Genomic DNA, 10,975 nt, shown 5'->3' with positions numbered 1-10,975 from the left:
CATTCGCGATCTCCGTCGCACTCACATCAGGCCCGGAGACTGCCGTCACGAGCGAAACAGATTCTCCGCCATGAAGGTGACGAGGGCCTGAATTTTGGGGGACAGCTGGCGGCTGGAGGGCCACAGGATGCGGAACTCTCCGACATCCTCGACATGATCGGCCAGGACGGACACGAGCCTCCCCTCGGCGATCTGCCGCCCCACCGTGAAGAGCGGCAGGCAGGCCAGGCCGAGCCCGGCCTCGGCCATGCTGATCAAGGGCTCCAGCGTGCTGGCCATGGATGAGATCGGCAGCTCGAGCTGTCCCGCCTCCGCGTGGTTGCGCAGCGGCCAGCGCTCGAGCTTGCCCGATGAGGGATATTTGTGGTGCAGGCAGATATGCGCCGACAGGTCCTGCGGCGTCTGCGGGGTGCCGAAGCGGGCGAAATACTCCCGCGATCCAACGATGCGATGCGAGAATTTGCCGAGCGTCCGCATCATCAGGCGGCTATCGCTGATCTCGCCCGTGCGCACCACCACGTCAAACCCCTCCTCGATCACATCGACCAGGCGATCGGTGAAATCGAGGTCGATCGAGACCTCCGGAAAGGCCTGCATGAATTTTGTGATCGTCGGCATGAACAGCATGCCGGCGAGCGGCAGACTGACGCGAAGCCTGCCGCGGGGGGCCGCCATGCTCTGCGACAGTTCCTGTTCCGCCGCCTCCAGCTCAGCAAAGATGCGCCGGCAGCGCTCCAGGAACATGGCGCCCTCGGCCGTGATCGCGATGCTGCGGGTGTTGCGGTGAAAGAGACGGACGCCGAGACGCTTCTCCAGGCGGGCGATCGTCTTGCCAATGGCCGAGGAGGACACACCCAGCGCCTCTCCGGCGCGCACGAAGCTGCGGGTCTCGGCGGTCACGACGAACGCATTCAACGCACCGACAGTATCCACGGTCCAAGCCTCCATTGCGGACATGGATGTCCGTTATCTCCGGAGCCATAGCCCATTTTTTCCGCCCTGTGTCGCGGTCTATCCCTGGCGACGGCGGCATCGTCCGCCGGCCCTTCCCGATCGGAGATCCCGTGACTGATTCCCCAAAAGCTAACCTTGCCCCTGAAGCAGAACACGCCCCCAAGGCCGAATTCGCCATCGCGCCTCAACCCACCGTCTTCGTCGTCAACGTCATCCATGCCCATCCCGGCAAGCAGGAGGAGGCCTTCAGGATCATCCAGGATGTCGTGCACTATGTCGCAGAGCGAAAGGAGGGATTTCTCTGGAGCAACCTGTCGAAAAGCACGGACGGCAAGACCGTCGTGAACATCGAGGCGATCCGCGACGAGAACAATGTCGACGAGTTCTTCTCCGATCCGGTCTTCGCCGAAAAGTTCAAGCGGCTGGACACCGTCTCGAAAAGCGAATTTCACATCTACAGGGTCGCGGACCTTGTGCTTCCCGGGCGGCCTGTCGGGTGAGCAACCCGGACCTCTTCCGATCAGACTGATAGGTCGGAAGACGCCACCCGCGACTGCGCTTTGAAAGAGCAGTCGTCAACGGACGCTTCGATGAGAGGCGGCGGCAACCTTGCTCCCGGCGAGTGCCAGCGAGACGATGATTGCGGCATGGCGAAGCATGAAACTCTCCCTGCTGCGCCAGACAGAGCATAGGCCGCAGGGGCCTTCAACGGGCGCCCTGGTGCGCGCTCCCTCGTCATCCCCGCGGCTGCGCGCGCCCTGTTGCGGCGGGCTCGTCTGCGAGAAGCGCGCGAAACGCCTGCGCGGCCCGGCCGGAATAGCGCTCCTTGTGCCTGAGCATGATGAAGCGGCGGGAGGGAATCTCGGCTGCGACCTCGACGAGCGCGCCCGATTGCAGGGCGTTGGAGACGACGAGCCGCGACATCAGGCTGGCGCCGGCGCCCGCTTCGACGGCGGCGCGCACGGCCTCGTTGGCGGGCAGTTCCAGCACGACCTCGAGCGCGGCGAGCGCGCGTCCGGCGCCGGCGAGAACGGTCTCCAGAAGCTGCCTCGTGCCTGAACCCGGCTCGCGCAGGACCCAGGGGCTTTCACCGAGCGCCGCCGCGTCGACGCGGCCCCGCCCCGCCCAGGGATGACCGGGCGCGACGACGATCGTCATCTCGTCCACCGCGATGGCCTCCTGCGCCAGATGGGGATCGTCGATCTCGCCCTCGACAAGACCGATATCGGCAAGCCCGTCATGGATGGCAGCCGCGACCGTCTCGGTATTGCCGATCGCCAGTGGCGTCTCGATGCCGGGGTGCCGGGCGCGAAACGCCACGAGCCGCCGCGGCAGCCAGTAATTGCCGATCGTCTGGCTCGCCGCGATCGACAGCCGCCCGCGCTTCAGCCCGGCCAGGTCAGCCAGGACCTGCTCGCCCGCGGCGGCACGCGCCAGGATCGCACGCGCCTCGCCCAGGAACAGACGGCCTGCATCGGTCAGCGCGATCCGGCGTCCGACACGGTCGAACAGTTTGACGGCATGGCGCTGTTCGAGGGCCGCGATCGCGGCGCTCGCCGCCGATTGCGTCAGGTTCAGCTCGGTCGCTGCGCGCGTGACATGCTCGCGTTCGGCGACCGCGACGAAGATGCGAAGCTGTTCGAGCGTCATGAGCCGTCAGGGGGTTGCGCGGGCCGGAAAGAAGCCCGTGGTAGGAATGATCGATTTTATCGATCGAAACAAGACAAACAACATGTTGGATTGCTCTAACGAAAGAGCCCAGGCACGGCGCATCGAACTGCCAGGTGCCGTCATGACGCTGCAAAGCCACGATCAGACAAGCTCGGCCGGCCGGATCCCCGGCAGCCTGAAGCGCCTTGGACCTGGCCTTCTGCTCTGTCTGGCCGTGTCGGGGGCGGCTCTCGCCGTCGAGCATCTGGAGGCCGCCTTCTTCCAGCGCGCCTGGCTCGAGGCGCTCGTCCTGGCCATTCTCTTGGGAACCCTGGTCCGGTCGCTCTGGAGCCCCGCCAGCCGCTGGCGCGCCGGCATCACGTTCTCGGCGAAGACGCTGCTGGAGGTCGCGGTCGTGCTGCTCGGGGCCTCCCTGAGCGCCGCCACGATCGCCACCGCCGGCGCACCGCTTCTGCTTGGCATCGCCGCCGTGGTCTTCATCGCGATCGGGCTGAGCTACGGCATCGGCCGCCTGCTCGGACTGCCGCAGCGCATGGCCATCCTCGTCGCCTGCGGCAATTCGATCTGCGGAAATTCAGCCATCGCCGCCACCGCGCCGGTCATCGGCGCCGATGGCGAGGACGTCGCCGCCTCGATCGCGTTTACCGCGGTGCTCGGGGTCGCGGTCGTGCTGTGCCTGCCGCTCCTGATCCCGGCGCTCGGCCTCAGCGTCCACCAGTTCGGAATCCTGTCGGGCCTGACGGTCTATGCCGTGCCCCAGGTCCTCGCGGCGACGGCGCCAGCCGGCCAGGCTGCGGTCCAGATCGGAACCCTGGTCAAGCTGGTGCGCGTGCTGATGCTCGGCCCCGTCATCCTCGTGCTCTCGCTGCTGTCTGGCCGGCTGCGCGCGGAAACGGACGCGCTGGCTCCCCATGTGACGGCTGGCGATCGCCCTGCCCCGCGCGGAATCGCGCCGCATCATATCGTGCCCTGGTTCATCCTCGGCTTCCTGGTGCTGGCGGCGCTGCGCTCGGCCGGGCTGTTTCCGGCGGTCCTGCTTGCGCCACTCGCCACCATCGCGAACCTTTTGACCATCGTCTCGATGGCGGCGCTCGGGCTCGGCGTCGACATTCGCTCCGTCGCCAGGGCCGGCCCCCGCGTCGCAGCCGCGGTCATCCTCTCGCTGCTGGCGCTCGCGGCGATCTCGCTTGGCCTCATCCACCTGATCGCTGTGCCGTGAGGCGCCGTGACGTCTGTCGTGGCCTCGCTCCCGGGGGCCGCCCGGGAGCGCCAGCCATGATCGGCAGCTTGCGGGTCCAGGCCCCTGGCGGCGGGAGCCCCGCTCAGCGCTGCTTCAGCTTGGTGATCGTTGCCGCGAGAACCCCGGCGAAGTTGTTGGCCAGGAGATAACGCGGGCTGGACTGCACCCAGCGGTCGAGGTCGATCTCCTCGAACTTGCCATTGTCCCAGGTCTGCACGATCTCGAGATCGTCGTCGCCGACATTCTTGACCGCGTGCCCAAAACCCTGCGGGATATAGGCGACGTCGCCCGGCTTGAACTCGGCCACCTTGCCGCGCCCGCCCGAGCCGAAGAGCGCCACCTGGCCCTTGCCGCGCAGGTAGTAGTGCCACTCGTTCGCGTTCACGTTCCAGTGCAGCTTGCGCATGGCGCCCGGCTTGATGGTCATCACGCCGCCAGACATGGCCTTCGAGACGGGCCATTCGTCGACCGTCGCAAGACGGAAGCTGCCGCCGTCGAAGTCGCGCACCGCCCGGTTGTCGTGCAGCAGGGCGAATTTATGCGTCGAATCCTTCGGCCAGGGCGCATCGAGCGCGTCTGACGCCGGCAGCACGGCGCCCGCCTGGATATAGGTCTCGCCCTTGGGAAAGGCGTCGAACAGATCCTTCGGCACGCCGAAATTGAGCGCCAGAAAATCCTTGGGCGTCACGTCGATCCAGTCCGTGATCGAGAAGGTGCCGTGCTCGGAAAAGGCGCCATTGTCGAAGGACAGGATGAAGTGGCAGGGCTTGTCGCCGATGGTCTGGATCGCGTGACCATGGCCCTTCGGGAAGAACCAGAGGTCGCCCGGCTCGAAATTGTTGATCTCGCTCGCTCCCGATGGGTCGAGAAGCACCGTCTGGCAGCGGCCATCGATGACATAGGCCCATTCGGCGGCGATCGCGTGCCAGTGCAGCTCGCGCGAGGCGCCGGGCTCGAGGAACATGTGCACGCCGGCAATCCCCTTGCTGATCGGGAACTGGTGGACGGTCGCCTCCTTCGCCCAGCCACCGGACGTCACCTTGGGCGTGTTGCCGTCGAGCGAGAAGCGGAAATCGGGCATCTCGCCGATATCCTTGGGGTCGTGATAGGCGACCTTGTCGCCCGGAGGCAGCTCGACGGCCTGCCGCCCATATCCTCCATCCCCCGGCTTGAACGACGCCAGGCGAGCCTGCGCGTCCGCAGCGATCGTTGTCGTCAGGAGGCCTCCCGCAGCGGTCACTGCGAGCATCTGTCGACGTGAAATGGAATCCATGACGTCTCTCCTGTGGTTCCAGCGGGCTCTCCGCCGGCCGGCCTGCTCCTCCCGTTCCGCGACCCGAAATTCTATCATACCGGCGGTTTGCGGCATCATCTCTCCGGATGATGCGGGCTTAATCAGGCCGGCCGGGAGCGGCCCTTTGGGGGGCCCCGGACGCCGCTTCCGGGCCATGCCCCGATAGCGTCTCCAGCCGTCGCTACCCCGTATATCGCGTTTCAAGCAGGTCGATGTCCCGGATCAGCTTTTGCGCGGCTTCCTCGTTCAATTCCCGGTGTCGCCGCAGCCGGAAGATCTCGCTCCTTTCAGCTCTCAGCGCTGCAATGCGAAGCTTCCGCTCGATCGCCTCCAGGCGCCGTCCGTGGAAAGTGCCTTCGACATTCTGGGGACGCCCCTCGAGCCGCGGCCGGTAAGCCTCCATCACGCGCAACGACGCCTCCGCGAACAGATCCGCGTCCGATCGTCCTGCCGCCATTTGATGCTGCGTTCGTTCGATGGCCTGGATGGCGGCTCTGGCAGCCTTGTCGCGCGCGTTGTCCATCTCCTCCTGATCGAAATCCTCGGGAGGAAGCTTCAGGTCCTTCAAAAGCGGAGGGAGCGCGATACTGGCGACGACCAGCGAAACCACGATGACGCCTGCCGCCAGGAATATGGCCAGGTCGCGCGCGGGAAATGGCGAGCCGTCGCGAAGCGCAAATGGCAATGTCAGCACGCCGGCCAATGTGATTGCGCCCCGGACACCTGCCAGCGAAGTGGCCGCGATGAGGCGCCATCCGACGTGCGGAACGGGAGCCCCCTTTCGCGTCGCCCTGAACATCCTGAGGCGCAGCGACACCCAGACCCAGATGAAGCGCAGCACGCAAAGCGCGAGAGAGATCGCAAGAACATAATAGGTCAGCAGCCAGGGCTCGCGATGGCCGGTCGTTTTCACGGCTTCGACCGCGCCCGAAAAAATGCCCGGCATCTGCTCTCCCAGGAGAACGAAGATGACGCCGTTGGCCGCGAACTGAATCATGTCCCACACGGCAGCCCGGCGAATGCGCGTGACGGCCAAGGCCTGGCCGGTGCCTTCGATGAAGCTCATCGTGATTCCCGCCGCGACGACCGCCAGAATGCCGGAACAATGGAAATGCTCCGCGACGAGATAGGCGCCGAACGGGATGAGCAGGCTGATCAGGATCTGCGAGCTCGTGTCCTCCCCGACGCGGCGCGTGATCCATAGCTTTGCCATCGAGACGCCCCAGGTCAGGCCGACCCCGATGAGGATTCCACCGATGGCGAGCCATGCGAAAGTGACGAACGCGGCCTGAAGCGAGAATGCCCCCGTCAGGACCGCGGCAACGGCAAAGCGCATGCAGACAAGCCCCGAGGCATCGTTCAGCAGCGCTTCGCCCTCAAGGATACGCATCAGGCGCTTGGGTATCTTGGTGCGAGACGCAATCGCTGAAACCGCGATGGGATCGGTTGGCGAGACGATGGCGGCGAGCGCGAAAGCAACCGCAAGGGGCATCGGTGGGATGAGCCAGTGGATCAACACCCCCACGCCTAAGACCGTGAACAGCACAAGCCCCAGCGCCAGTTCGAGGATGATGCGCCTGTCCCGGACCAGGTCGGCCTTCGGGATCCGCCATCCGTCGAGAAACAGCAACGGCGGCAGGAAGAGCAGGAAGAACACATCCGGGTCGAGATAGACCGTTGGCACGACGGAGAGCGCAATGATCGCTCCGAGCCCGATCTGAACGAAGGGGAGCGGCAACTTCGTCCAGCGCGCCAGTGATCCACTCACCACCACGGCCGAAAGCAACGTCAGTATGGTGACAACAGATTCCACAACGTCCTCGCTCGGACCTAAGGCCAGCCACCGCAGATGACGGTGATGCGACAGGTTGGCGGACTCATGGCCGCGGACTCATGGCCGCGGATTCATGGCCGCTGGCGCCATCAGCGCGCTTGCCCAGCCTGGCGTCGTTCTCAGGGCATGAAGGCGACGCGAGCTGGGCTGTGGTGGCCCCCATAAGCGCGCGATCGTTCAGTGTCGCGAGCACGGTGACGCGCTTGGAGCGTCAGCGCCCCACCCATCGCGGACATCTGCGATCGGTCGTCGCAACGTCTCAAGACAACCCTTGGCCGACCTTTCGGATTACAGCGAAGCGATCGTCTTTAGCCGCCTTTCGTGCATGCATCAGGCTGTCGAAGCGATCGGTTGCCGAGCGTCAAAAATGCACAAGCGGACAACCCTCCGTCAGGGTCCCTGGCCGCTTGAAAGGAGCACGCTTGATGCGCCGATGCCCGCACGGCCTGGAGATTTACCAGCGCCGGCCATAGTGCCAGGCGACTGGTCGGCTACTGTAATATGCCGCACGAGCGAGAGGCCGGCCATAGTAGCCTGCGCCGTAGTAGCCCCCGCCATAGGATATGGAGGGCGGGGTGTTGTAGTAGACGGTTGGCGGATAGTTTCCGACGGTTCCGGGATAGCAATATTCACCGCCAGGAAAAGTGGTGGCGCCATAGTACGCATTGCCATAGCCGCCATTCCCATAATAGCCATATGCGACTGGGGCGGCGTAACTATAGCCACCACCGTAGCCCCTGCCGTAATAGGCGGCACCCGCTGCAAGCCCGACACCTGCTGCAACACCGACACCAGCTGCAAGCGCCCGGCCACGGTAATAACGGTTGCCGTAGTAACGGCCGCGATATGCCGCCCCGCGGTAGGCAGCACGGTATCCGCCCCGGTATCCAGCGCGATACACGCCGCCATAGCCACCTCGGTAGCCACCGCCAACGGCACCACCTCGGTAACCACCACCTGCGCCGACACCTCGGTGCTGGGCTTCGGCATCATTGGCGGTGAAGACGAGGCTGCCGACGCCAATCAGAGCGGCAACAGGGAGCGCAAGCAGCATCTTCATGACGTCACCTGTATCGCTGGCCGCCGCTGTAGTGCTGACGCGCGGCTGACGGACCTGATCCGCGCGGCAACTCGATGAATTCCTTAACGTAACTATAACGTGTTTGTTTCGATGAGTCCCAGCGGCCTCGCGCTCGGCCGCCTTCTTGTGCCTCGTGAATGAGTCGAGGCCGCCTTGGCTCATCCCGCTCGCCAATTGCGCCAACGGTCGATGACTTGCCCCCTCTGGCGAGCCAGATGCGGCCGGCCCTTGAAGGGTTGAACATGGCGTCCGAACCATTCGTGAAGCGACTGATTGTCGGAGACGGGCACGACGTGGAATGCCGCTTCTTCCGGCCGGAGGAGGAAGCGGACGACAGCGTGTGCAGATTGGAAATCGGCTGGCCGGAAGGTCCCAAGTCGATATCGATCTGCGGGGTCGATCAGGTTCAAGCCGCAGGCCCGGCGATGCAAGCGGCCCACGCGCACCTGTTGGCTGCCCGAGAGCGCCACGGCCGCGCAGTCAGTGGGCTTGGCGAGCCGTCTCTCGGGTTGCCAGCGCTGCCAGCGTAGCCCAGCGGATAGTGTCCGCTTCCGACCCATGCCGGAAGTTCGATATCAACCACGAACAATTGGCCTACATGTTCTCCATTGTATGGCTTAGACTGGCCGCATGGGACTATTGACCTTCAGCATCAACGTCACCCTGGACGGCTGCGTCGACCACCAGGAGGGCATTGCCGACGACGAGACGCACGCCTTCTTCACCCGCCTCATGGACGAGGGCGGGGCGATGCTGTGGGGTCGCGTCACCTACGAGATGATGGAGAGCTACTGGCCGGCAGTCGCCCGCGGCGACGAAGAGGCGCCGCCGGCGATACGCGAGTGGGCGGTCAAGCTGGAGGCCAAGCCGAAATACGTGGTGTCGTCGACGCGAAAGGCCTTCCCGTGGAACAACAGCCACCATATCGCCGGCGACCTGCGCACGGGCGTGCAGAGGCTCAAGGACGCGACCCCGGCCGGCGTGCTCCTGGCTAGCGGCAAGCTCGCGACCGAGCTGGACCGGCTGGATCTGATCGACGAGTACAAGCTCCTCGTCCACCCCAGGATCGCCGGCCACGGCCCAACCCTCTACCAGAGCGGGCTGCCCAGCACGCGACGGCTCGAGCTGATCTCGGCCACACCGCTCCGCAGCGGCGCCGTCGCCATGCATTACCGGCGCGCCCGCTAATCCAGAGCAGCCTCTTCGCGCTCAGCTCGCGCGCCTGCGCGCCGCAGGAAGCCTTCTCGCCGCGCAACACGGCATACCCGCTGCTGCTGCCATGGGAGCTCGGTTGATCAGGCCGGAGGCCTTGCTGGCAATGGCGGCGTCCCACCCATCGCGGATAGTCGCGACCGGCCGTCGCAAGGTCTGAAAAAACGTGCCGTCGCGGAGGGTGTCGACGCGTCGCCACAGGCTACGGCCGCTGCGCCCGCGCGGTGTCAGGGGCCATCTGTATCACTGCCGCCGGCATCGTCCGGCTCCGATCAACGTCCCCAGCCTGCCCCCCGACCACTTTGCCTGCCGCCGCGCTGGTGATAGGTCCCGGGCGGTGCAGGGAGCGACACGCGCGAGGCATGCCCCGGCCTTGAATTGCCCTGCGGAGGCCGTGCTCGATGACAGAGACCTCTCACGCGCTGGTGGCGCCGGATTTCCTGACGCTGACCCTTGGCATCGTCGTCTACCTCCTCGGCGCGCTCCTGACGCGCCGGGTCGCGCTGCTGCGCGACTACAACATTCCGGAGCCGGTGACCGGGGGCATCCTCGCCGCGCTCGCGATCTGGGCCCTCCACGCGGCGACCGGCTTCGATTTCATCTTCGAGATGGTGACGCGCGACAGGCTGCTGGTCATCTTCTTCGCCACCGTCGGCATCAACGCGCGCCTGTCGGACCTGCTGGCCGGCGGCAGGACCTTGATCATCCTGTGCGTGCTGACGGTGCTTTTCGTGTTCCTGCAGAACCTGGTCGGCCAGCTCGGCGCGTCGCTGTTTGGCCTGCCATCGGCCGCCGGCGTGATCATGGGGTCGGTCGCGCTCGTCGGCGGGCACGGAACGACGATCGCCTGGGCGCCGGCGATTGCTGCCGAGCATGGCTTCCCGGCCGCCATGGAAACCGGCACCGCGGTCGCGACGCTTGGCCTGGTCGCGGCAAGCCTGCTCGGTGGCCCGATTGCAAAATTCCTGATCGAACGCGGCAAGCTCGTCACTGAGGCCACGGATGCAGGCCAGGGCCGCATCGCCGCTGAGGCCGATGCGGCGCCGATCGACAAGTTCAGCATCATGCAGGCCCTGCTGGTGGTGAACAGCGCGGTGATCCTCGGCTATCTCGTTCACGGTCCCCTGACGGCGACGGGCGTCAAGCTGCCGCTGTTCGTCCCCTGCCTGATCATGGGCATCGTGCTGTCGAACACCGTCCCCCTGCTCTTTCCGAAACTGCCCTGGCCGGCGCGCTCGCCCTCGCTGTCGCTGATCTCCGATTATGCGCTGTCGATCTTCCTCGCGATCTCGTTGATGAGCATGCAGCTCTGGACGCTGGCGGAGATCGCCGGGCCGCTTCTCGTCGTCGTCGCGATGCAGGCGGTGCTCGCCGTGGCCTTCATCCTGCTGGCGATCTTTCCGCTGCTCGGGCGCGACTATCAGGCAGCCGTGCTCAGCGCCGGCTTCACCGGCCTCTCGCTCGGGGCGACCCCGACCGCGATCGCAAGCATGACCGCGGTGACCAAGCATTACGGGCCCTCGCCCAATGCCTTCATCATCCTGCCGCTGGTCTCCGCGTTTTTCGTCGACCTCGTGAACGTCGTCGCGATCACGGTCTTCCTTGGGCGCTGAGTTCCTGGGGCGCTGAGTTCCCAGGGCGCTGAGATCCTGGACCGCTGACGTCCTGCGGCGCTGAGACCCTGGGGCG

Annotated in this window: 10 protein-coding genes; 5 read left to right on the top strand and 5 right to left on the bottom strand. The window is 65.7% G+C overall.

From position 1 onward, the window contains the following. Nucleotides 1-45: 45 nt before the first annotated feature. Nucleotides 46-933, bottom strand: a complete 888-nt coding sequence (locus AB4099_RS31435) for a LysR family transcriptional regulator (RefSeq protein ID WP_441480976.1) — start codon at nt 931-933, stop codon at nt 46-48. 131 nt (nt 934-1,064) lie between these two features. On the opposite strand from AB4099_RS31435, the gene AB4099_RS31430 reads away from it, so the two are divergent. Next, nucleotides 1,065-1,454: an antibiotic biosynthesis monooxygenase gene (locus AB4099_RS31430; protein ID WP_441480975.1), complete on the top strand. Its 390-nt coding sequence runs from the start codon at nt 1,065-1,067 to the stop codon at nt 1,452-1,454. A gap of 235 nt (nt 1,455-1,689) precedes the next feature. Here the strand turns inward: AB4099_RS31430 and AB4099_RS31425 are convergent, their stop codons facing one another. After that, on the bottom strand, nt 1,690-2,604 hold the full coding sequence (locus AB4099_RS31425) for a LysR family transcriptional regulator (protein WP_441480974.1): 915 nt from the start codon (nt 2,602-2,604) through the stop codon (nt 1,690-1,692). Between the two features lie 142 nt (nt 2,605-2,746). Here AB4099_RS31425 and AB4099_RS31420 point away from each other — a divergent pair, with 142 nt between their 5' ends. Continuing rightward, a complete protein-coding gene (locus tag AB4099_RS31420) occupies nt 2,747-3,844 on the top strand; it encodes a YeiH family protein (protein WP_441480973.1) in 1,098 nt (365 codons plus the stop codon). A 103-nt stretch (nt 3,845-3,947) separates the two neighbouring features. Here AB4099_RS31420 and AB4099_RS31415 read toward each other — a convergent pair whose 3' ends face one another. The 3 genes from AB4099_RS31415 to AB4099_RS31405 all read right to left on the bottom strand — a co-directional run bounded on the left by AB4099_RS31415 (nt 3,948) and on the right by AB4099_RS31405 (nt 8,047). Beyond that, nucleotides 3,948-5,138 carry a cupin domain-containing protein gene (locus AB4099_RS31415; protein WP_441480972.1) on the bottom strand — a complete coding sequence of 397 codons (1,191 nt, stop codon included), beginning with the start codon at nt 5,136-5,138 and terminating at the stop codon, nt 3,948-3,950. 202 nt (nt 5,139-5,340) lie between these two features. Continuing rightward, the gene (locus tag AB4099_RS31410; protein WP_441480971.1) at nt 5,341-6,972 is read right to left on the bottom strand and encodes a Na+/H+ antiporter; all 1,632 of its coding nucleotides are present in this window, start codon (nt 6,970-6,972) and stop codon (nt 5,341-5,343) included. 475 nt (nt 6,973-7,447) lie between these two features. Then, nucleotides 7,448-8,047 (bottom strand): hypothetical protein, encoded by a 600-nt coding sequence (locus AB4099_RS31405; protein WP_441480970.1) that lies wholly within the window; start codon nt 8,045-8,047, stop codon nt 7,448-7,450. Nucleotides 8,048-8,211: 164 nt separating this feature from the next. On the opposite strand from AB4099_RS31405, the gene AB4099_RS31400 reads away from it, so the two are divergent. The 3 genes from AB4099_RS31400 (at nt 8,212) to gltS (ending at nt 10,899) form a co-directional block, all read left to right on the top strand. Further along, nucleotides 8,212-8,604 carry a DUF6968 family protein gene (locus AB4099_RS31400; protein ID WP_441480969.1) on the top strand — a complete coding sequence of 131 codons (393 nt, stop codon included), beginning with the start codon at nt 8,212-8,214 and terminating at the stop codon, nt 8,602-8,604. A gap of 100 nt (nt 8,605-8,704) precedes the next feature. Then, nucleotides 8,705-9,262 carry a dihydrofolate reductase family protein gene (locus AB4099_RS31395; protein WP_441480968.1) on the top strand — a complete coding sequence of 186 codons (558 nt, stop codon included), beginning with the start codon at nt 8,705-8,707 and terminating at the stop codon, nt 9,260-9,262. Between the two features lie 425 nt (nt 9,263-9,687). Beyond that, a complete protein-coding gene (gltS, locus tag AB4099_RS31390; protein WP_441480967.1) occupies nt 9,688-10,899 on the top strand; it encodes a sodium/glutamate symporter in 1,212 nt (403 codons plus the stop codon). Nucleotides 10,900-10,975 lie beyond the last annotated feature (76 nt).

Origin of the sequence: Allobosea sp. 2KB_26 (genome assembly GCF_052115715.1) — a bacterium.
Lineage (GTDB): Bacteria > Pseudomonadota > Alphaproteobacteria > Rhizobiales > Beijerinckiaceae > Allobosea.
Note: the sequence above shows the minus strand (reverse complement) of the source record. Positions and strands in the feature narration are given on the sequence as shown.

Excerpts from the sequence above, each read along its gene's own strand:
- AB4099_RS31425 (WP_441480974.1), bottom strand. The coding sequence starts at position 2,604 with ATGACGCTCGAACAGCTTCGCATCTTCGTCGCGGTCGCCGAACGCGAG.
- AB4099_RS31405 (WP_441480970.1), bottom strand. The coding sequence starts at position 8,047 with ATGCTGCTTGCGCTCCCTGTTGCCGCTCTGATTGGCGTCGGCAGCCTC.
- AB4099_RS31400 (WP_441480969.1), top strand. The coding sequence starts at position 8,212 with ATGAGTCGAGGCCGCCTTGGCTCATCCCGCTCGCCAATTGCGCCAACG.
- AB4099_RS31420 (WP_441480973.1), top strand. The coding sequence starts at position 2,747 with ATGACGCTGCAAAGCCACGATCAGACAAGCTCGGCCGGCCGGATCCCC.
- AB4099_RS31415 (WP_441480972.1), bottom strand. The coding sequence starts at position 5,138 with ATGGATTCCATTTCACGTCGACAGATGCTCGCAGTGACCGCTGCGGGA.
- gltS (WP_441480967.1), top strand. The coding sequence starts at position 9,688 with ATGACAGAGACCTCTCACGCGCTGGTGGCGCCGGATTTCCTGACGCTG.
- AB4099_RS31395 (WP_441480968.1), top strand. The coding sequence starts at position 8,705 with ATGGGACTATTGACCTTCAGCATCAACGTCACCCTGGACGGCTGCGTC.